22 protein-coding genes, 1 tRNA gene and 1 pseudogene are annotated in these 20,540 nt (G+C 64.2%); 13 read left to right on the plus strand and 11 right to left on the minus strand.

Translation table 11 applies throughout. The annotated features are described in order from the left end of the window. Positions 1 to 37 precede the first annotated feature (37 nt). From HYH07_RS34550 to HYH07_RS34585, 8 genes are all read right to left on the minus strand, one after another. The gene (locus HYH07_RS34550; protein ID WP_057752251.1) at positions 38 to 310 is read right to left on the minus strand and encodes a DUF1150 domain-containing protein; all 273 of its coding nucleotides are present in this window, start codon (positions 308 to 310) and stop codon (positions 38 to 40) included. 50 nt (positions 311 to 360) lie between these two features. Next, a complete protein-coding gene (locus HYH07_RS34555; protein ID WP_011083554.1) occupies positions 361 to 786 on the minus strand; it encodes an Hsp20 family protein in 426 nt (141 codons plus the stop codon). 233 nt (positions 787 to 1,019) lie between these two features. Then, complete coding sequence (locus HYH07_RS34560; protein WP_220006655.1) at positions 1,020 to 2,105, minus strand: sn-glycerol-3-phosphate import ATP-binding protein UgpC; 1,086 nt, start codon at positions 2,103 to 2,105, stop codon at positions 1,020 to 1,022. Between the two features lie 6 nt (positions 2,106 to 2,111). Further along, positions 2,112 to 2,960: a sn-glycerol-3-phosphate ABC transporter permease UgpE gene (ugpE, locus tag HYH07_RS34565; RefSeq protein WP_220006656.1), complete on the minus strand. Its 849-nt coding sequence runs from the start codon at positions 2,958 to 2,960 to the stop codon at positions 2,112 to 2,114. After that, positions 2,960 to 3,841 carry a sn-glycerol-3-phosphate ABC transporter permease UgpA gene (gene ugpA, locus HYH07_RS34570; protein ID WP_220006657.1) on the minus strand — a complete coding sequence of 294 codons (882 nt, stop codon included), beginning with the start codon at positions 3,839 to 3,841 and terminating at the stop codon, positions 2,960 to 2,962. The genes ugpE and ugpA overlap by 1 nt, the downstream gene beginning before the upstream one ends. Before the next feature lie 54 nt (positions 3,842 to 3,895). Then, positions 3,896 to 5,212 (minus strand): sn-glycerol-3-phosphate ABC transporter substrate-binding protein UgpB, encoded by a 1,317-nt coding sequence (ugpB, locus tag HYH07_RS34575; protein ID WP_057752261.1) that lies wholly within the window; start codon positions 5,210 to 5,212, stop codon positions 3,896 to 3,898. Positions 5,213 to 5,604: 392 nt separating this feature from the next. Further along, complete coding sequence (locus HYH07_RS34580) at positions 5,605 to 6,807, minus strand: CaiB/BaiF CoA-transferase family protein (RefSeq protein WP_220006658.1); 1,203 nt, start codon at positions 6,805 to 6,807, stop codon at positions 5,605 to 5,607. 172 nt (positions 6,808 to 6,979) lie between these two features. Further along, positions 6,980 to 7,405, minus strand: a complete 426-nt coding sequence (locus tag HYH07_RS34585; protein ID WP_194478699.1) for an organic hydroperoxide resistance protein — start codon at positions 7,403 to 7,405, stop codon at positions 6,980 to 6,982. 156 nt (positions 7,406 to 7,561) lie between these two features. Here HYH07_RS34585 and HYH07_RS34590 point away from each other — a divergent pair, with 156 nt between their 5' ends. Next, positions 7,562 to 8,020, plus strand: coding sequence for a MarR family winged helix-turn-helix transcriptional regulator (locus HYH07_RS34590; protein ID WP_220006659.1), 459 nt, complete (start codon positions 7,562 to 7,564; stop codon positions 8,018 to 8,020). Positions 8,021 to 8,036: 16 nt separating this feature from the next. Here the strand turns inward: HYH07_RS34590 and HYH07_RS36500 are convergent. From HYH07_RS36500 to HYH07_RS34600, 3 genes and pseudogenes are all read right to left on the minus strand, one after another. Continuing rightward, a pseudogene (locus tag HYH07_RS36500) lies at positions 8,037 to 8,201 on the minus strand (GIY-YIG nuclease family protein); the annotation flags it as partial. 63 nt (positions 8,202 to 8,264) lie between these two features. Next, a tRNA-Ala gene (locus HYH07_RS34595) sits at positions 8,265 to 8,340 on the minus strand. A gap of 91 nt (positions 8,341 to 8,431) precedes the next feature. Continuing rightward, a complete protein-coding gene (locus HYH07_RS34600) occupies positions 8,432 to 8,842 on the minus strand; it encodes a TIGR02300 family protein (RefSeq protein WP_057752270.1) in 411 nt (136 codons plus the stop codon). Between the two features lie 159 nt (positions 8,843 to 9,001). Between HYH07_RS34600 and aroA the strand changes: the two genes are divergently transcribed. The 12 genes from aroA to HYH07_RS34660 all read left to right on the plus strand — a co-directional run. Further along, a complete protein-coding gene (aroA, locus tag HYH07_RS34605; protein WP_220006660.1) occupies positions 9,002 to 10,339 on the plus strand; it encodes a 3-phosphoshikimate 1-carboxyvinyltransferase in 1,338 nt (445 codons plus the stop codon). Beyond that, positions 10,336 to 10,974, plus strand: a complete 639-nt coding sequence (cmk, locus tag HYH07_RS34610) for a (d)CMP kinase (RefSeq protein ID WP_220006661.1) — start codon at positions 10,336 to 10,338, stop codon at positions 10,972 to 10,974. Before aroA ends, cmk begins: the two co-directional genes overlap by 4 nt. 267 nt (positions 10,975 to 11,241) lie before the next feature. After that, on the plus strand, positions 11,242 to 12,948 hold the full coding sequence (gene rpsA, locus HYH07_RS34615; RefSeq protein ID WP_057752276.1) for a 30S ribosomal protein S1: 1,707 nt from the start codon (positions 11,242 to 11,244) through the stop codon (positions 12,946 to 12,948). Between the two features lie 231 nt (positions 12,949 to 13,179). After that, positions 13,180 to 14,160 (plus strand): signal peptide peptidase SppA, encoded by a 981-nt coding sequence (sppA, locus tag HYH07_RS34620; protein WP_220006662.1) that lies wholly within the window; start codon positions 13,180 to 13,182, stop codon positions 14,158 to 14,160. Between the two features lie 182 nt (positions 14,161 to 14,342). Continuing rightward, a complete protein-coding gene (locus HYH07_RS34625) occupies positions 14,343 to 14,648 on the plus strand; it encodes an integration host factor subunit beta (protein ID WP_007598410.1) in 306 nt (101 codons plus the stop codon). 70 nt (positions 14,649 to 14,718) lie between these two features. Next, a complete protein-coding gene (locus tag HYH07_RS34630) occupies positions 14,719 to 15,111 on the plus strand; it encodes a lipopolysaccharide assembly protein LapA domain-containing protein (protein ID WP_220006663.1) in 393 nt (130 codons plus the stop codon). Between the two features lie 65 nt (positions 15,112 to 15,176). Beyond that, positions 15,177 to 15,836: a phosphoribosylanthranilate isomerase gene (locus tag HYH07_RS34635; protein ID WP_220006664.1), complete on the plus strand. Its 660-nt coding sequence runs from the start codon at positions 15,177 to 15,179 to the stop codon at positions 15,834 to 15,836. Next, positions 15,833 to 17,050, plus strand: a complete 1,218-nt coding sequence (gene trpB / locus HYH07_RS34640) for a tryptophan synthase subunit beta (RefSeq protein WP_220006665.1) — start codon at positions 15,833 to 15,835, stop codon at positions 17,048 to 17,050. The genes HYH07_RS34635 and trpB overlap by 4 nt, the downstream gene beginning before the upstream one ends. Continuing rightward, entirely contained in the window at positions 17,047 to 17,883 is an 837-nt protein-coding gene (trpA, locus tag HYH07_RS34645) for a tryptophan synthase subunit alpha (RefSeq protein ID WP_220006666.1), read from the plus strand. Before trpB ends, trpA begins: the two co-directional genes overlap by 4 nt. 110 nt (positions 17,884 to 17,993) lie before the next feature. Then, on the plus strand, positions 17,994 to 18,935 hold the full coding sequence (gene accD / locus HYH07_RS34650; RefSeq protein WP_057752290.1) for an acetyl-CoA carboxylase, carboxyltransferase subunit beta: 942 nt from the start codon (positions 17,994 to 17,996) through the stop codon (positions 18,933 to 18,935). Next, positions 18,932 to 20,275 carry a folylpolyglutamate synthase/dihydrofolate synthase family protein gene (locus tag HYH07_RS34655; protein ID WP_220006667.1) on the plus strand — a complete coding sequence of 448 codons (1,344 nt, stop codon included), beginning with the start codon at positions 18,932 to 18,934 and terminating at the stop codon, positions 20,273 to 20,275. Before accD ends, HYH07_RS34655 begins: the two co-directional genes overlap by 4 nt. Before the next feature lie 102 nt (positions 20,276 to 20,377). Next, positions 20,378 to 20,540 (plus strand): metallophosphoesterase (locus tag HYH07_RS34660; RefSeq protein ID WP_220006668.1); only part of this gene is annotated, 163 nt, incomplete at its 3' end.

The following is a 20,540-nucleotide window of genomic DNA, read 5'->3' on the forward strand; positions in this document are numbered from 1 at the left end:
GCATGCCCGCTCAAAACTCTCTTCGTGCGACGCGCGCTTAGTGCACGCTCATCGCTTGCAGCTCGTTGCTCCAGGCGTTGGCGATTGCGGCTTCGCGGCTGTCGGTCAGCATGATCGGCGTGCCGTCGGCGGCGTGGAGCGCGAACAGCTTGAGGCCGGGCGCAATCTTCGGGGCTTCGGGGAACAGGCCGGGCACATCCTCGGAGCGGATCTGCTTCACATAGGCGATGTGGCCTTCGCCCAGGTTTGCCAGCGTCTCGGGTGAGACGTTCCTGGCTTCGTATTCGAACGCAACGTGACCTTCACTCATGGTCTCGACTCCTTCACAGAACTAAGCGGTCGAGTCCGCTACTCGTTCCATTATTCGTGCTCATTGATAGCGATTGTCTTAACGATCCTCTCCGGTTCTGGCCGGGCCAGGTCGATCGACAACAACCCGTTCTTCAGATCCGCACCCAGCACCAGCATCCCCTCCGCCAGCACGAAGGTGCGCTGGAAGTGGCGCGCGGCGATGCCGCGATGGATGTATTGCCGGGTCTTGTCGTCCTGCTGCCGCCCGCGAATGACGAGCTGGTTTTCCTCAATGGTTACATCGAGTTGATCGCGGGTGAAACCGGCGACCGCCAGCGTGATGCGCAAGCGCTCGGGCTGGCCGTCCGATCGGTCGCACCTCTCGATATTGTAGGGAGGATAGCCGTCGGCGCCTTTGACGACGCGATCGAGCACGCGCTCGATTTCGTCGAAGCCCAGAAGGAACGGACTGGAAAGCGTGGGAACACGAGACATAGTTTACAAAGTCCTCGCGGAAAGCGACTTTGGTGTTTCGGGGCCCCATCAAGGCACCCCTTGGTCAGCAATATGGGCATATCCCCGTGCGGGTTCAAGCACGTAGCAGGGGCTGTGGATTCACTGCTTGCGCGGCCCGGCGGCGGAGCCGCTTTTTCCGGACGATTCCCCAATGAGAACAGACCCCCTTTTACTGTGCATGGGGTTGTTTTCGGTAGGTTTGGCTGGAACCGTCAGGCTTCGATCCGCGTCCGCCCGTCAGCGCTGAACAGGTGCAGCTTGGAGCGGATTGCGGCGACACGGATCTTCGCGCCGATCGCAGGAGCCTCGGTTCCGGGGATGCGGACGATCACCTCGCCTGGCGGTAACTCGCCCGGCGTGGCGGCGATGCGCTGCTCGTCCTGGGCGCGCGAGCCATAGACGAAAGTCTCGGCGCCGACGCGCTCGATCGCGTCGACGGTCAGCGACAGCGCAACTCCGCCTGACGGCGTCCGGTCGGTGATGACGAGATCCTCGGGGCGGATGCCGAGAATGCCGGCTTCGCCTGCGGCGCCGCCGAGCTGCGACTTGATCTCGTCCTGGCGCGTCGACATCAAATTCATCGGAGGTGCGCCGATGAATGAGGCGACGAAGGTGGTCGCCGGCTTCTCGTAGATCGCGAGCGGATTGCCGACCTGCTCGACCTGGCCGCCGTTCATCACCACCAGAATGTCGGCGAGCGTCATCGCCTCGAGCTGGTCGTGGGTGACGTAGATCGAAGTGACGTTGAGCCGGCGCTGCAATTTGCGGATCTCGACGCGCATCGAGATGCGCAGCTTGGCATCGAGGTTCGACAGCGGCTCGTCGAACAGGAACACCTTGGGCTGGCGCACGATGGCGCGGCCCATGGCGACGCGCTGGCGCTGGCCGCCGGAGAGCTGGCGCGGCTTGCGCTCCAGCATGGCGGAGAGCTCGAGCACCCGCGCGGCTTCCTCGACGCGGGTCTTGATCTCGGCTTCCGGCATGCCGCGATTGCGCAGGCCGTAGGCCATGTTGTTGAACACGCTCATATGCGGATAGAGCGCGTAGTTCTGGAACACCATCGCGATGTCGCGATCGGCGGGCTCGATTCCGTTGACGACCTTGCCGCCGATGTCGATCTCGCCGCCGGTGACGGTCTCGAGGCCGGCGACCATGCGGAGCAGCGTCGACTTGCCACAGCCGGAAGGGCCGACCAGCACGCAGAACTGGCCGTCGCCGACATCGACGTTGACGCCCTTGATGGCCTCGAAGCCGCCGGAATAGGTCTTGCGGACGTTGCGCAGGGTGACGTTCGCCATGTCTCTTTACTTCTCCGTCTCGACCAGGCCGCGCACGAACAATTTCTGCATGGCGACGACGACGAACACCGGCGGCAGCATCGCCAGCACGGCGGTCGCCATCACGATCGGCCATTCGGTCAGCGCATCGTTGGTGGTCATCATCTTGCGGATGCCGATCTGGATGGTCTGCATGTCGTCGCGCGTGGTGATGAGCAGCGGCCAGAGATATTGATTCCAGCCGAGAATGAAGAGGATCACGAACAGCGCCGCCATGTTGGTGCGCGACAGCGGCAGCAGCGTATCCCAGAAGAAGCGCAAGGGACCGGCGCCGTCGATGCGCGAGGCCTCCAAGAGTTCATCCGGCACGGTCATGAAGAACTGGCGGAACAGCAGCGTCGCCGTCGCCGATGCGATCAGCGGCAACGCCAGGCCCGCATAGCTGTCGAGCATGTGCAAATCGGCGACGATCTTGTAGGTCGGATAGATGCGCACCTCGACCGGCAGCATCAGGGTGATGAAGATGATCCAGAAGATCGCCATCCGGAACGGAAAGCGGAAATACACGATCGCATAAGCCGAGATGATCGAGATCGCGATCTTGCCGATCGCGATCGCCAGCGCCATCACCAGCGAATTGAACATCATGTTGCCGACGGGCTCGCGGGTCGTGCCGCTCGTGCCGACGAAAATCGTCTGGTAATAGACCTCGAAGAAATGGCCGCCCGGGAGCAGCGACATCTGGCCGTTGGCAATCAACGCGTTGTCCTGGGTCGACGCGACAAAGGCCACGTAGACCGGGAAGGCGACGATCGCGATCCCGATCCAGAGGATGATGTGGGCGACGTAACGCCTGAAGCCCTCTTGCTCGACCATCAGTAGGTCACCTTGCGTTCGACGAAGCGGAACTGGATTCCGGTGAGCACGATGACCATGATCATCAGGATCACCGATTGCGCCGCCGAGCTGCCGAGATTTCCGCCGATCAGGCCGTCATTGTAGACCTTGTAGACCAGCGTGACCGTCGAGGTGCCGGGGCCACCGCGCGTCATGGTGTCGATGATGCCGAAGGTGTCGAAGAATGCGTAGACGATGTTGACGACCAGGAGGAAGAAGATGGTCGGCGACAGCAGCGGGAAGGTCACGGTCCAGAACCGCCGCATCGGGCGCGCGCCGTCGATCGCGGCGGCCTCGAGCACGCTTTTCGGAATCGCCGCGAGCCCTGCGAGGAAGAACAGGAAATTATAGGAGATCTGCTTCCAGGCGGCGGCGAGGATGACGAGTGTCGCGGCCTGGTTGCCGTCGAGCAGCGGATTCCATTCGATGCCGGTGCTACGCAAATAGCGCGAGAGCACGCCGAGCGAGGGGTGCAGCATGAACACCCAGAGCACGCCGACGACCGGCGGCGCCACCGCATAGGGCCAGATCAGCAGCGTGCGATACACCGCGCCGCCGCGTAAGGGCTTGTCCGCCATCACCGCAAGCAGCAACGCCACGGAGAGCGAGGACGCCGCGATCGCGAACGAGAAGAAGAAGGTGCGGACGACAGTCTCGAAATAGGCGGGCTCGCTGAACAGCTCGACATAATTCTCGAACCAGACGAAGCTCGTCGAGAGGCCGAAAGCGTCCTGGAGCAGGAACGACTGGATCACGGCCTGCAGGGCCGGCCAGTAGAAGAAAATCAGGACGATCGCGAGTTGCGGGGCAACCAGCGCGTAAGGCAGCAGCTTTGATTGGAAAATCGCTTGCTTTTGCATGATGGAGTAGCGCGGGCGGGCCGCTGATCGATGCGGCCCGCCGGCGCCTTCGCCTTATTTTACGGCGGTCTTTTCGAACTGGCGCAGCATGGTGTTGCCGCGCTCGACCGAGGCGTCGAGTGCCTGCTTGGCGGTCTTCTTGCCGGCGAGCGCCTGCTCGATCTCTTCCGCCCAGACGTCACGCAGCTGGACCATGTTGCCGAGGCGCAAGCCGCGCGAATTCTCGGTCGGCTCCTTGTTGGTCAGCTCGAGCAGCGGGGTCTCGAGATAGGGCTGATCCTTGTAGAAGCCCTCGGCCTTGGCCTTCTCGTAGGCGGCCTTGGTGATCGGCAGATAGCCAGAGGCCTTGTGGATGTAGACCTGGCGATCGGTGTCCGAGAGGAAGGTCAGGAATTTCGCGACGCCCTTGTACTCGTCGGCCGACTTGCCGCCCATCACCCAGAGCGAGGCACCGCCGATGATCGAGTTCTGCGGCGCGCCCTTGACGTCGGGATAGTAAGGCATCGGCACGGCGGTGAAGTTGAACTTGGCCTGCGCCTTGACGTTGCCGAAGAAGGCCGACGAGGTCAGATAGATCGCGCACTCGCCCGAGGTGAAGCGGCCTTCGCCCTGGTTGGTGCGGCCGGCGTAGTCGTAGGTCTTGTCCTTCTGCAGCTCGACCAGTTTCTCGAGATGCTTCTCCTGCAGCGGTGCGTTGAACTCGAGCTTGGTGTCGAAGCCATCAAGGCCGTTCGCCTTGCTCGCGAGCGGCACGTTGTGCCAGGCGGAGAGCTGCTCGAGATTGACCCAGGTGACCCAGGAGTTGGAGAAGCCGCAGGTCGGATGGCCGTTGTCGTGCAGCTTCTTGGCGACCTCGAACACTTCGGGCCAGGTCTTCGGGATCTCGGCATTGACCTTCTTCAGCTCGTCGAGATTGACCCACATGACTGTGGACGACGAGTTGAACGGGAAGGACAGCATCTCGCCCTTCGAGGTCGAGTAGTAGCCGGTGATCGCGGACAGATAGGCCTTCGGATCGAACTTCTCGCCGGCGTCGGCCATCAGCTTGTAGACCGGCTTCACGGCGCCGGTCGCGGCCATCATGGTCGCGGTGCCGACCTCGAACACTTGCATGATATGCGGCGCATTGCCGGCGCGGAACGCGGCGATGCCGGCGTTCATGGTGTCGGGATAGCTGCCCTTGTAGGTCGGAATGACCTTGTAGTCGCTCTGCGCCGCGTTGAAGTCGTTGGCGAGCTTGACGATGACGTCGTTGTTCGCGCCGGTCATCGCGTGCCACCACTGGATTTCAGTCACGGCCAGCGCCGGCGAAGCCGTCATGCCGACTGCAATTGCGACAGCGGCAGCCGCCCCAAAAAATCGAAGAGCCATCAAGAAACCTCCCTCAGCCGTCAATAAAGAAGCGCTTGCGCTAGCAGCGCCATATGACGTTCACATGACTGTGTAAGCGGCCGAAACGAAAGCGGCAAGCGCCGGAAAAGGGAAGTCGTCAAATAGGCGAACGCGCCGCGCAACGGCCGGCGTTCGCGGTGCACACCAATGCTCGCGCCGCACTGCGGCATTGGTGATGTGAGGCTGACGATCGGGCCGCGGATTCGAAAACCTCTCCCGCTTGCGGGAGAGGTCGCGCGAAGCGCGGGTGAGGGCTTTCTCCTCTGGGGGATTGTCCCGTTGTTGAGACACCCTCTCCCCAACCCTCTCAGCGCGAGCGAGGCTCGTCGCGCCCCGCAAGCGGGGGAGGGAGAGCACCTAGGATGCGGGCTCTAGCGCCTGCGCTCGGGCCCGCAGACCACGCCGCTCTCGACCATCGCGTCGATCTCCGACCTTGAGTAGCCGAACTCGCCCAGCACCTCCTGGGAGTGCTGGCTGAATTTCGGCGGCAGCCGGCGCAGGCTCGGCTTGCTGCGATCAAGCCGGATCGGCGAAGCCACGCCCTTGTACCAGTCCTTCTCGATGACATCGCCGCGAGCGACGGTGTGCGGATTGGTCAGCGCCTGGTCGATCTTCTGCACGGGGCCTGCGGGCAGGCCCGCGGCGAGCAGGCGATTGCACAGCGGCTCGGCCTCGTGCTGGCTGAACACCGCGGCGAGCTCGGCGCGCAGCGCCTCGCGATTGGCGATGCGGTCCTTGTTGCGGGCAAAGCGCGGGTCGGTGCCGAGCTCGGGCTTGCCGATCTCCTTGGCGAGCTTGCGGAAGGTGCCGTCATTGCCGACGCCGATGAAGATGTTGTCGGTCTTGGTCGGGAAGATCGCGTAGGGCACGAGGTTCGGGTGCTCGTTGCCGGTCAGCGACGGCGGCTTGCCATGCATGAAATAATTCGCGGTGTGCGGATGCATGATGGCAAGGCCGGTCTCGTACAGCGTCGTCTCCAGGAACTGGCCCTTGCCGGAGCGTTGCCGCTCGGACAGCGCCATCAGGATGCCGATCGCGGCGTAAAGGCCTGTGGTGATGTCGACCAAGGGCACGCCGATCCGCATCGGGCCGCTCTCGGGCGATCCGGTCGCGGCGATCATGCCGGTCATGGCCTGGATGATGGCGTCATAGCCGGGGTTGCCGCCGCGCGGGCCGTCGGCGCCGAAGCCGCAGATCCGGCAATGCACGAGGCGCGGAAATTTCTGGGCGAGCACATCGTTGCCGATGCCCCATTTCTCCAGCGTGCCCGGCTTGAAATTCTCGATCAGGACGTCGGCCGTCTCCAGCATCTTCAGCAGCACGACGCGGCCGCCTTCGGAAGCGAGATCGAGGCCGATCGAGCGCTTGTTTCTGTTGATGCCGATGAAATAGGCCGCATCGTCCTCGTGGAAGGGAGGGCCCCAATCGCGCACCTCGTCGCCCGCGGGCGGCTCGACCTTGATCACGTCGGCGCCGTGGTCGGCGAGGATCTGGGTGCAATAGGGGCCGCCAAGCACGCGCGTGAGATCGATGACGCGCAGTCCGCTCATTGCGCCTGTGGCGGTGTCAGTCATGCCTTGCTTCCCCTGTGTCGATATTGATCACAGGCCTAGCGAGGTTCGAACGCGCCAGCAATGGCTTGTCGCGTGGGGGCGTATGCGTCGCCGCGCAATCCCGCAGCGTGGGAAATCTCGCGGAAGCGGCCGGCCTGAGAGGGATCCCGGGCCAGCCATTTCACCGTCGGGATCAGACGACCGTCAAGCGAACGTCGACATTGCCGCGCGTTGCGTTGGAGTAGGGGCACACCTGGTGCGCCTTCTCGACCAGCGCTTCGGCGTCCGCGCGGGACAGGCCCGGCAGCGAGACGGCGAGATCAATGTCGAGGCCGAAACCGCCGGCCGAGCGCGGGCCGATGCCCACGGTCGAGGTCACGGAGGCGTCGGCGGGAACCTTCGGGCCGCCCTGCGAGGCCACGAACTTCATCGCGCCGATGAAGCAGGCGGCATAGCCGGCCGCAAACAGCTGCTCGGGATTGTTGCCGGCGCCGCCGCCGCCGCCGAGCTCCTTCGGCGTGGTCAGCTTGACGTCGAGCGCGCCGTCGAGGGTCGCGGCATGGCCGTCGCGGCCGCCGGTGGCTTTTGCGCTGGTCTTGTAAAGGACGTTCACGGACATTGTCGTCTCCCTTAGGGGCTTCGGTTGGGGTGCGCTCTGTATTGCAAACAATTAGATTGCGCGCAATTGAAATCCGCAAGCCTCACATTTAATTGTTCGCAATTGAATGTAGGCCCGCCCGGTCCCACAATGCGGGCCAGTCTCAAGAGATTCTCTATGGCCCGCAAATTATCGACCCTCGATCCGCAACGCCTCGACAACCAGATCTGCTTCGCGGTCTATTCGGCCGCGCACGCCTTCAACCGCGTCTACAAGCCGCTGCTGGACCGGCTCGGCCTGACCTATCCGCAATATCTTGTCATGCTGGTGCTGTGGGAGCGCGATGACGTGCCGGTGAAGGATATCGGCGAAAAGCTGTTTCTGGATTCAGGCACGCTGACGCCGCTCCTGAAGCGGCTCGAGGCCGCGCACCTCGTCAAGCGCACGCGCTCGAGCGAGGACGAGCGTCAGGTCTTGATCGCCCTGACCCCGCAGGGGCATGCGCTGAAGGAGAAAGCGCGCAGCGTGCCGCAATCGATCCTCGCGGCGTCGGATTGCACGGTGTCGGAGCTGGTCGCGATGAAAGACGAGATTGTCGCGCTGAGGGATCGGTTGAATGCGGTGATCGGGGAGTAGGCCCCGAACGCGCAGATCAGAAATGCTTCTTGGCGAATGCGCGACCAGAGCCTGACTTCAGATATCGCTCGAATGCGGCAGCTCGTGCGGCGTCGTCGAAAGCGAAATACGTGCGAATTCGCCAAGGGCCGTATTTTGACGTGTGCGGCACCTCGCCGGCATTGTGTTTTGCCAGGCGCGCCGCCTTCGCTCACTTCGCTACGAGGGACTTCCTCAGGCTTGCCGAGCCGAAGCTCGCGAAGGCTGGTGGAGCCAGGCGGGATCGAACCGCCGACCTCTTGCATGCCATGCAAGCGCTCTCCCAGCTGAGCTATGGCCCCTTAACCCTTGGGATGATCCTGGGGGATCACTCCCGACCGGCGAGCCTTCCGACTCGCGCGGTGCACCCTTTTTCACAGATCGGGACTGATCTCAAGTCTCTTCATCGCCTCCGACATCACCAATGATGTCGGTCACGTCCTCATCGCCCTCTTCTTCGTCGGCAATGAAGGTCGAATCATCGTCATCGTCGTCGTCGAGGGTCTCGTCGACCTCGATATCGTCCTCGGATTCGGGCACGACGGCCTTGACCTTGCCGGTGTTCTCCTCGGCATCGGCCTCCTCGAGCGAAACCAACTCTTCGTTCTCGGCCGGCTCCGGCGCGGTGTCCGCAGCTGCAGCGTGGCGCGCCTCGGCCCCGCGGGTGCCGCGGGCCGGCGCCACGGGCGCGATCGGCACAACCTCGCCGGTATAAGGCGAGATCACCGGATTCTTGTTGAGGTCATAGAACTTCTTGCCCGTGGTCGGGCAAATACGTTTGGTTCCGAGTTCGGACTTGGCCACGGCAGAGGAATCCTGGGATGTCTGAAAAGCGGTGTTTCACTTGGCTAGTTGGCGGCCCGCTGTCAATAGCGCATTACGGGAGAAAGACATGCTCGTGACGGCGGGGGGGCCATGTGGTAGGTGCCCGCCAGCCTCCGAGGCGCATCCAAGGACACAATCTTGACCCATTCCGACAAGCCGACACCCCTGAAGTCGAGCCCAAGCGGTCCCCTGACCGGAAAAGTACGGGTACCCGGGGACAAGTCGATCTCCCACCGTGCCCTCATCCTGGGCGCGCTGGCCGTCGGAGAGACCCGCATTACGGGCCTGCTCGAGGGCGAGGACGTCCTCAACACCGCCAAGTCCATGCAGGCCCTCGGCGCGAAGGTCGAGCGCACCGGCGATTTCGCCTGGAAAGTGAATGGCGTGGGTGTCGGCGGCTTTGCCCAGCCCAAGGCGGCGCTGGATTTCGGCAACTCCGGCACCGGTTGCCGGCTGGTCATGGGCGCCGTTGCCGGCTGCCCGATCTCGGCTGACTTCGACGGCGATGCCTCGCTGCGCAGCCGCCCGATGCGCCGGATCCTCGATCCGCTCGAAAAGATGGGCGCCAAGGTCGTCTCTGGCGGCGAGGGCGGCCGCCTGCCCCTGACCATCCAGGGCGCGCGCCATCCGCTGCCGATCACCTACAAGACCCCGGTCGCCTCCGCTCAGATCAAGTCGGCAGTGCTGCTGGCCGGCCTCGCCGCGCCGGGCACCACCACCGTGATCGAGAGCGAGGCCAGCCGCGACCACACCGAGCTGATGCTGAAGCATTTCGGCGCCGACATCACCTCGGTCGCCGAGGGAGCTCACGGCCGCCGCATCACGCTGGTCGGCCAGCCCGAGCTGCATGGCGCGACCGTCATCGTGCCCGCCGATCCCTCGTCTGCAGCTTTCCCTGTCGTCGCGGCACTGATCGTCGAAGGCTCCGACATCGTTCTGTCCGACGTGATGACCAATCCGCTGCGCACCGGCCTGTTCACGACGCTGCGTGAAATGGGCGCGTCGATCGAGGAAAGCGAAATGCGCGGTGATGCCGGCGAGCCGATGGCACGCCTGCGCGTGCGCGCCTCAAAGCTGCGCGGCGTCGAGGTGCCGCCGGAGCGCGCGCCCTCGATGATCGACGAATATCTGGTGCTGGCCGTGGCGGCGTCGTTTGCCGAAGGCGCCACCATCATGCGGGGCCTGCAGGAGCTGCGTGTCAAGGAATCCGACCGGCTCGAGGCCACCGCCGCGATGCTCCGCGTCAACGGCGTCAAGGTCGAGGTCTCCGGCGACGACCTGATCGTCGAGGGTCGCGGCCATGTGCCCGGCGGCGGGACTGTCGCCACCCATATGGATCACCGCATCGCGATGTCCGCGCTGGTGATGGGCTGCGCCTCCGACCAGCCGGTGATCGTCGACGACACCGCCTTCATCGCCACCAGTTTCCCTGACTTCATCCCAATGATGCGCTCGCTTGGGGCCGAGTTCTCATGATTATCGCCATCGATGGTCCCGCGGCCTCGGGCAAAGGCACGCTCGGCAAGCGCCTCGCCCATCACTATGGTTATCGTCACCTCGATACCGGCGTGATCTACCGCGCGGTGGCCTATGCCCTGATGCAGTCCGGCAACGATCTCCACGACGAGGCCGCGGCGGTGCAAGCCGCCCTGGAACTCGATCCCGAAAAGTTCGGCAATCCCGCCCTGAAGACCCAGGAGGCCGGTGAGGGCGCCTCGATCGTCTCGGCGATCCCCAAAGTCCGTGAGGTCCTGGTCAATTTCCAGCGGCAATTCGCCGCCGACCCGCCCGGGGCCGTGCTGGACGGAAGGGACATTGGAACCGTGATCTGCCCCCATGCCGATGTGAAAATCTTTGTCGTGGCCGACCCCAGGGTCCGCGCTCGCCGGCGCACCATGGAGGCCAGGGCGCGGGGCGAGGAAGCGGACGAGGCGGCCGTGCTCGCCGACATCATCCGGCGCGACGAACGGGACAAGAACCGGCCGATTGCGCCTTTAAAACCGGCCCTGGATGCTTACTTGCTAGATAACTCCCAACTGGATATAGAAGGCGGCGTCCGGGCCGCCATCGACATTATCGAGGCCGTCCGAGCGGGCCGGTCGCGGGGCTAAGCCGCAGCCGTCATTGGAGGAAGTGCCCGCTCCCGCTCTTTGAGGTCGATACTCTCGGTCCCTGTTTGGGGATCGACGCGATCCAGGCTCCGGACACAACGATTCCACGTATCGAACGCGCGGGCCTCTGCCGGCCCGTTTCCGCTGTTTCGGCTTCAGGCCGGAGCAGCGAACGGTCGCTCGAAGGTCTTGCGGGCCTTCCGACACTGCGCGCGCGATACGCCCATGAATCCAACGGCCGGCAAGACATCCGCAACTGGAGAACAAATGGCTTCGACTTCCGCTGATACCTATAGCCCGTCGCGTGACGATTTCGCCGCGATGCTCGACGAGTCCTTCGCGGGTGGCAACCTGCAGGAGAGCTCGGTCGTCAAGGGCAAGGTGGTTGCAATTGAAAAGGACATGGCCGTCATCGACGTCGGCCTGAAGACCGAAGGCCGCGTTGCGCTGCGCGAATTTTCCGGCCCCGGCCGTGACAGCGAAATCAAGGTTGGCGACGAGGTGGAAGTGTTCCTCGATCGCATCGAGAACGCCCTCGGCGAGGCCGTGCTGTCGCGCGACAAGGCGCGCCGCGAAGAGAGCTGGGGCAAGCTGGAGAAGGCGTTCCAGAACAACGAGAAGGTCACGGGCGTCATCTTCAACCAGGTCAAGGGTGGCTTCACCGTTGACCTCGACGGTGCCGTTGCCTTCCTCCCGCGTTCGCAGGTCGACATCCGTCCGATCCGCGACGTTGCGCCGCTGATGAACAACGCGCAGCCGTTCCAGATCCTCAAGATGGACCGCCGTCGCGGCAACATCGTCGTCTCCCGCCGCACGGTGCTCGAAGAGACCCGCGCCGAGCAGCGTCAGGAGCTGGTGCAGAACCTCGAAGAGGGTCAGGTCATCGACGGCGTGGTCAAGAACATCACCGATTATGGTGCGTTCGTTGATCTCGGCGGCATCGACGGCCTGCTGCATGTCACCGACATCGCGTGGCGCCGCGTCAACCACCCGACCGAGGTGCTCTCGATCGGCCAGACCGTGAAGGTCAAGATCATCAAGATCAACCACGAGACGCACCGCATCTCGCTGGGCATGAAGCAGCTGCTTGACGATCCGTGGCAGGGCATCGAAGCCAAGTACCCGCTGGGTGCCCGCTTCACCGGCCGCGTCACCAACATCACCGACTACGGTGCGTTCGTCGAGCTCGAGCCGGGCATCGAAGGCCTGATCCACGTCTCCGAGATGTCGTGGACCAAGAAGAACATGCACCCCGGCAAGATCGTGTCGACCTCGCAGGAAGTCGACGTGCAGGTGCTGGAAGTGGATTCCGTCAAGCGCCGCATCTCGCTCGGCCTCAAGCAGACCATGCGCAACCCGTGGGAGGTCTTCGTCGAAGGTCATCCGACCGGTTCGGTGGTCGAGGGCGAGGTCAAGAACAAGACCGAGTTCGGTCTGTTCCTGGGCCTCGAGGGCGACGTCGACGGCATGGTCCACCTCTCCGACCTCGACTGGAAGCTTCCGGGCGAGCAGGTGATCGACAACTACAAGAAGGGCGACATGGTGAAGGCCGTGGTGCTCGATGTGGACGTCGAGAAGGAGCGCATCTCGCTCGGCATCAAGCAGCTCGAAGGCGACCCCTTCGCCGAGCCGGGCGATGTCAAGAAGGGCGCGGTCGTGACCTGCGAAGTGCTCGAAGTGAAGGAGAGCGGTATCGAGGTGAAGATCGCCGGGACCGACTTCTCGACCTTCATCAAGCGCTCGGAGCTCGCGCGTGACCGCAACGACCAGCGCGCCGAACGCTTCGCGGTCGGCGAGAAGGTCGATGCCCGCGTGATCCAGTTCGACAAGAAGGCCCGCAAGGTCCAGGTGTCGATCAAGGCGCTCGAAGTCGCCGAAGAGAAGGAAGCCATCGCGCAGTACGGCTCCTCGGATTCGGGTGCGACGCTCGGCGACATCCTGGGGACCGCGCTCAAGAACCGCGACAGCAAGTAAGCGAAAACCTTGGTTTCGCTGACATCAAAGCCCCGGCTCCGGCCGGGGCTTTTTTGTTGCTATCGTCGTCCCGGCCGTGGCCGGGACGACAGCGAATGTTCGATGACGCTCTCGGCTCGCATCAAGAGGCCTTGTTTTCTTCAAATTGCGCCGCAATTGATGTATCCAGACGAGCTGAGGGTCACGTTGTGACCGCACGACGCCAGCGGCCTTTCATTTGGAGATATCTCGATGTCGCTCGATTCGGACATCATCGTCGATCGCCGCAGGATCCGCCGCAAGCTGACGTTCTGGCGCGTGATGGCCGCGCTGATCGCGATCGCCGCGATCGCGGGCTTTGCGCTGATCGCAACGCCCGGCGCGCGCGGCAGCTTCGTCTCCGCCGGCTCCATCGCGCGTGTGCAGATCGAGGGCCTGATCCGCAGCGATGCCGAGCGCACGCGGGCGCTGGAGCGGCTGGAGAATTCGCAGGCCGCCGCCGTGATCGTTCACGTCAACTCGCCCGGCGGCACCACCGCCGGCTCCGAGCAGCTCTATGATTCCTTGATGCGCCTGAAGGCGAAGAAGCCGCTGGTCGTGGTGGTCGAGGGCCTTGCGGCCTCCGGCGGCTACATCACCGCGATCGCGAGCGACCACATCATCGCCCAGCAGAGCTCGCTGGTCGGCTCGATCGGCGTGCTGTTCCAGTTCCCCAACGTCACCGAGCTCCTGAAGACCATCGGCGTCAAGGTCGAGGAGGTAAAATCCACGCCGCTCAAGGCCGCGCCCAACGGCTTTGAGCCGACCAGCCCGGAAGCGCGCGCCGCTCTGGATGCGCTGGTGAAGGATTCCTATGCCTGGTTCAAGGATCTGGTGAAGCAGCGCCGTGGCATGGATGACACGCAGCTCGAAAAAGTCGTCGATGGCCGTGTCTTCACTGGCCGCCAGGCGATCGATCTCAAGCTGATTGATCAGCTCGGCGACGAGAAGACCGCGGTGACCTGGCTGGAGGAACAGAAGGGCGTCAAGAAGGGTCTTTCCGTGCGCGATTACAAGCTCGAGCCGCGCTTTGGCGACCTGACCCTCTTCAAGACGGCGGCCTCAGTGACCCTGGAAGCGCTTGGATTCAGCGCGATTGCGCATCAAATCGAGCAAACTGGCGTCGTGCAGGCGGTTGATCGTGCCGGGCTGGATGGATTGCTGGCGCTGTGGCAGCCGGCCGCATCGAATTGAGCTGAAACTGACGGAACCGCGCGAGCTCCAGCCCCTTTTCCCGTCTGGCGGGTGGATTTGCAGCCCGCTTTTTCGGCAAATGTCACGCACTTTCACGACGCCCAGCCTTCATTTAGCGTCTTGACAGATCAAGGCATTTTCACGGAAATGGTCATCCGCACGCTTCCGGGTCCTATCTCTCGATGATCAAATCCGAACTTGTTCAGCGTATCGCCGAGCACAACCCGCATCTGTACCAGCGGGATGTCGAGAACATTGTGAATGCGATTCTCGAAGAGATCGTAGCGGCACTCGCGCGCGGTGACCGCGTCGAGCTGCGCGGCTTCGGCGCTTTCTCGGTCAAGCATCGCCCCGCCCGCGCCGGCCGCAATCCGCGCACCGGCGCCCATGTCCCCGTCGATCAGAAGAGCGTTCCGTTCTTCAAGACCGGCAAGGAAATGCGCGAGCGGCTTAACCGCGACCATCCCGATCCGGGCGCGCCCGATTAGGTCTGTCGTCCGGGCTTAGCCGAACCGCCGTTTGATGCGGCGGCAGGTGATTCAAGGCGAGCGACACGCGATGCGAAAGTTTCTGACCTGGCTGTTCGTGACTCCGCTGGTCCTGATCCTGGTGACCTTTGCGGCCGCCAACCGGCACGAGGTCACCGTCTCCTTCGATCCCTTCATGGCGAAGGATCCGGCGCTGTCGCGCGACATTCCGTTGTTCCTGCTGCTGGTCCTGACGGCTGCCTTGGGCGTCGTGGTCGGCGGCTGCGCGGTCTGGTTCGGCCAGCGGCACTGGCGCCGCGCCGCACGCCGGCATGAGGCGGATGCCCGGGCCGCGCGGGGCGAATTGGCCGGGCTGCGGGCTCAGGCGGCCGCAGCCAAGCCCGAGGCCCAGCGCCTCCCGGCGCCCTCAGGAGTGGGCCTTTACGGGCCTATCGGGCGAGACAAGCAGCGCGCGACGTTGTAGAAGCGGCCCGAACCGAAAAGCCCGTTTCCCGGCCGCCGCTTGCGGCCTCCATCTGCTTTGAGACCATGTCCCTGCTCGTCAAGATCTGCGGCCTGTCCACGCGCGAGACGCTTCAAACGGCGCTCGACGCGGGCGCCGACATGGTGGGGTTTGTGTTCTTTCCGCCCTCGCCGCGGCACGTCTCCCTGGAGACGGGACGCGATCTCGGCCGGCAGGTGAAAAAGCGCGCGCTGAAAGTGGCGCTCACGGTCGATGCCGACGATGCCACGCTCGACAACATCATGGACGCGCTGTCGCCTGACATCTTCCAGCTCCACGGCCAGGAGAGCGTGGCGCGCTTGCGTGACATCAAGCAGAAGTTCGGCCGCCCGGTCATGAAGGCGGTGCCGGTCGCGGCCGCGGCCGATCTGGCGGTGCTGCCAGGTTATGCCGCAATCGCCGACCGCATCCTGTTCGACGCCCGTGCGCCGAAGGATGCGACCCGCCCCGGTGGCCTGGGGGAGCCCTTCGACTGGCACCTGCTCGAAAATCTCGATCTCAAGCTGCCCTACATGGTCTCGGGCGGGCTCCACGCCGACAATGTTGTCGAAGCCCTGCGCGTCACCGGCGCCGGCGGCGTCGACGTGTCCTCCGGCGTCGAGAGCGCTCCAGGCGTGAAAGATCCTGAAATGATCAAGGCCTTCATTCGCGCCGCGCGCGCCACTCAAGAGTTGAGCGTTCGATGACCATCGCCAAACCAAATTCCTATCGCAGCGGGCCCGACGAGCGCGGCCATTTCGGCATTTTCGGCGGACGCTTCGTCGCCGAAACCCTGATGCCGCTGATCCTCGATCTGGAGAAGGCCTACACCGCGGCCAAGGCCGATCCGGCCTTCCAGGCCGAGATGAACGGCTATCTCAAGAACTATGTCGGCCGGCCCTCGCCGTTGTATTTTGCCGAGCGTCTCACCGAACATCTCGGCGGTGCGAAAATCTACCTCAAGCGCGAAGAGCTCAACCACACCGGATCGCACAAGGTGAACAACGTGCTCGGCCAGATCATGCTGGCGCGGCGCATGGGCAAGAAGCGCATCATCGCCGAGACCGGCGCCGGCCAGCACGGTGTCGCCACCGCGACGCTGTGCGCGCGCTTTGGCCTCGAATGCGTCGTCTATATGGGCGCCGTCGACGTCGAGCGGCAGCAGCCCAACGTGATCCGCATGGAGATGCTGGGCGCAAAGGTGTTCCCGGTGCAGTCGGGCACGCGCACGCTGAAGGACGCCATGAACGAGGCGCTGCGCGATTGGGTCACCAACGTGCACAACACCTTCTATTGCATCGGCACGGTGGCGGGCCCGCATCCCTATCCGACGCTGGTGCGCGACTTCCAGTCGATCATCGGTGTCGAGACCAAGACGCAGATGCAGGAGGTCGAGGGACGCCTGCCGGATTCGCTGGTTGCCTGCATCGGCGGCGGCTCCAATGCAATGGGCCTGTTCCATCCGTTCCTCGACGATCCCAGCGTCGAGATCTTCGGCGTCGAAGCCGCAGGCCACGGCCTCACGCAATTGCATGCGGCCTCGATCGCGGGCGGCCGCCCCGGCGTGCTCCATGGCAACCGCACTTATCTTCTGATGGATGCCGACGGCCAGATCCAGGACGCGCATTCGATCTCGGCCGGCCTCGACTATCCCGGCATCGGCCCCGAGCATTCCTGGCTGCACGAGGTCGGCCGCGTCAATTATCTCTCCGCGACCGATGACGAAGCGCTTGCCGCGTTCCAGCTGCTCTCCAAGCTCGAAGGCATCATCCCCGCGCTCGAGCCCGCCCACGCCATCGCCAAGGTGATGGAGCTCGCGCCGAAGCGGCCGAAAGACCACCTGATGGTCGTCAATCTCTCCGGCCGCGGCGACAAGGACGTCCCGCAGGTCGGCGACATCCTGAAGGGCAAGAGCAAGTGACCACGCGTATCGACACCCGTTTTGCCGAGCTGAAGAAGCAGGGCCGCTCGGCCTTTGTCACCTATGTGATGGCCGGCGATCCCGACCCCACGACGTCGCTCGAGATCGTCAAGGCGCTGCCCAAGGCCGGCGCCGAAATCATCGAGCTCGGCATTCCCTTCACCGATCCAATGGCGGATGGTCCCTCGATTCAGGCGGCAGGTCTGCGCGCGCTCAAGGTCGGCATGACCTTGAAGAAGACGCTGGAGCTGGTGCGGGACTTCCGCAAGGACGACAACATCACGCCGCTGGTGCTGATGGGCTATTACAATCCGATCTACATTTACGGCGTCGACAGGTTCCTGGCGGATGCCAAGACATCAGGCGTCGACGGCCTCATCATCGTCGATCTGCCGCCGGAGGAGGACGACGAGCTCTGCATTCCCGCCCTGAAGGCGGGCCTGAACTTCATTCGCCTGGCGACCCCGACCACCGACGACAAGCGCCTGCCCGCGGTGCTCGCGAACACGTCAGGCTTTGTCTATTACGTCTCGATCGCCGGCATCACCGGTGCGGCGGCGGCGGACGCAAATGTCGTCGGAGACGCCGTCGCGCGCATCAAGCGGCATACCGGCTTGCCGATCTGCGTCGGTTTTGGCATCCGGACGCCGGAGGCGGCGCGCGCCATCGCCGAGAAGGCCGATGGTTCGGTGGTCGGCACTGCCTTGGTCGACGCGCTCAAGAACAGCCTCGATGCCGAGGGCCGCGCGACCGCCAAAACCGTCAACGCCGTGGCCGAGCTGACCGCGGCCCTGGCCCAGGGCGTCAAGGGCGCCAAACAAGCGGCCGAATAGGCCATAATTCCACTTTTGCGGTGGATGACACGGCAGCTTGTCGGGCAACGGCCCGGCCGCCATATATCCTTTCAGGCGATTCCCAGCGGGATCGCACATCGGAGCAAACCATGAACTGGCTTACCAATGTGGTCCGGCCGAAGATCCGCAACATGCTGCGGCGGGAGACGCCGGAGAATCTCTGGATCAAGTGCCCGGATTCCGGACAGCTCGTGTTCTACAAGGACGTCGAGGCCAACCAGTTCGTCATCCCCGGCTCGAACTACCACATGCGCATGGGCGCGGTCGCGCGGCTGAAGTCGATCTTCGACAACGAGACTTGGTTCGACGTCGCCCTGCCCGAGGTGACGGCCGATCCCCTCAAGTTCCGCGACGAGAAGAAGTATGTCGACCGCATCAAGGATGCGCGGGCGCGCACCAATCTGAACGATGCGATCAAGGTCGGCTACGGCAAGCTCGAAGGGGCCGGCGTCGTCGTCGCCGTGCAGGATTTCGATTTCATGGGCGGCTCGCTCGGCATGGCCGCGGGCGAAGCCATCGTCCGCGGGCTCGAGCTTGCGGTCGAGAAGAAGTCGCCCTTCATCGTCTTCGCCGCATCCGGCGGCGCGCGCATGCAGGAGGGCATCTTGTCGCTGATGCAGATGCCGCGCACCACCGTCGCGGTGCAGATGCTGCGCGAAGCCAAGCTGCCCTACATCGTGGTGCTGACCAATCCGACCACCGGCGGGGTCACCGCGTCCTACGCGATGCTCGGCGACGTCCAGATCGCCGAGCCCGGCGCGCTGATCGGCTTTGCCGGCGCGCGCGTGATCGAGCAGACCATTCGCGAAAAGCTGCCGGAAGGTTTCCAGCGCGCCGAATATCTGAAAGAGCACGGCATGGTCGACATGGTCGTGCATCGCCATGAGCTGCGTCCGACCCTGGCGCGGCTGTGCCGCCTGCTGACCAAGGCGCCCGCGCAGGAGAACGTGTCCAAGCCGACGCAGCCCGTCGCTAGCCCGGCGCAGATCGTATCGGCCGCTGAGACGGCGCCTGCCGCACCCCACGCGTGAACGCGTCCCCTGACAGCACAAAAGCGTCGCTCGATGCATTGATCGGGCGGCTGTCGGCCCTGCATCGGAAGCGCATCGATCTCGGGCTCGAGCGGATGCACCGTCTGCTCGAGCGGCTCGATCATCCCGAACGCAAGCTGCCGCCGGTGATCCATGTTGCCGGCACCAACGGCAAAGGCTCGACGGTGGCCTACCTGCGCGCGACGCTGGAGGCAGCTAGCCTGCGCGTCCACGCCTACACCTCGCCCTATCTCGTCCGCATCAACGAATGTTTCCGCCTTGGCCGCCTCGGCGGCGGCGTGCTCGTCACCGACGACGAATTGCTTGCTGCGCTGGAACAGGTGGAGCGCGTCAATGCCGGCGAGCCCGCGACGGTCTTCGAGCTGAAGACCGCCGCGGCATTCCTGCTGTTCGCGCAAAATCCTGCCGATGCGGTGCTGCTCGAAGTCGGCCTGGGCGGCCGGCTCGATTCGACCAACGTGGTCGATACGCCCGCTGCCTGCGTGATCACGCCTGTCAGCATGGACCACATGGATTTCCTGGGGTCGACGCTGGCGTCGATCGCCGCCGAGAAGGCCGCCATCATCAAGCGCGGCGTGCCGGTGATTTGCGCCGAGCAGACGGGCGAAGCGATGGCTGTGATCGAGGCGCAGGCCAGGCAGATGCGCGCGCCGCTGTTTGCCGCGAACGAAAGCTGGCACGTCAATGTCGAGCATGGGCGCCTGGTCTATTCCGACGAGCGTGGCCTGATGGATCTCGCCGCGCCGCGCTTGTTCGGCCGTCATCAGTTTGACAATGCCGGCCTTGCCATTGCGACGCTGCGCGCGATTGCGACCTTCAAGGTCAACCAGGCGGCATTCGAGGCCGGCATCGTCGGTGCCGAGTGGCCGGCACGAATGCAACGGCTCACCTCGGGCGAGCTGCTCGCTCTCGGGCCGCAAGGCAGCGAGATCTGGCTCGACGGCGGCCACAATGCCGACGGCGGCCGCGTCACCGCCGCCGCGCTCGGAGATCTCGAAGAACGCGTGTCGCGGCCGCTCGTCGTCATCGCGGGCATGATGGCGAACAAGGACGCGAAGGCGTTTCTGGCGAATTTCGCCGGGCTCACCCGTCACATCATCGCGGTGCCGATCCCTGATACGGAGAATGCGATGCCGGTCGACCATCTCGCGGACGCCGTCCGCAGCCTCGGCATGCGCGTCGAGATCGCCCCCGGCGTCGAGGCCGCCCTGCGTTCCCTGGCGAAGCTCGCCTGCGAGGTGCCGCCGCGTATCCTGATCACGGGCTCGCTCTATCTCGCCGGCCACGTGCTCGGGCTCAACGGCACGCCTCCTGCATGAGAGCCACGTAGCCCGGATGGAGCGAAGCGCAATCCGGGACATTTCGCCAAGCAGTTAGAGTCCCGGATTGCGCTTCGCTCCATCCGGGCTACGGTGACCCACATGCGTTTTGCCGCGATTGCCGACGTCCACGGAAACTATCTCGCGCTGGAGGCGGTGCTCTCAGACATTCGCGCGCTTGGAATCACCGACATCGTCAATCTCGGGGACATGCTGAGCGGCCCGCTCGATGCTGTCAGGACCATCGAGATCCTGATGGAGATCG

This window comes from Bradyrhizobium sp. BR 10261 (assembly GCF_019455395.1).
GTDB lineage: Bacteria > Pseudomonadota > Alphaproteobacteria > Rhizobiales > Xanthobacteraceae > Bradyrhizobium > Bradyrhizobium manausense.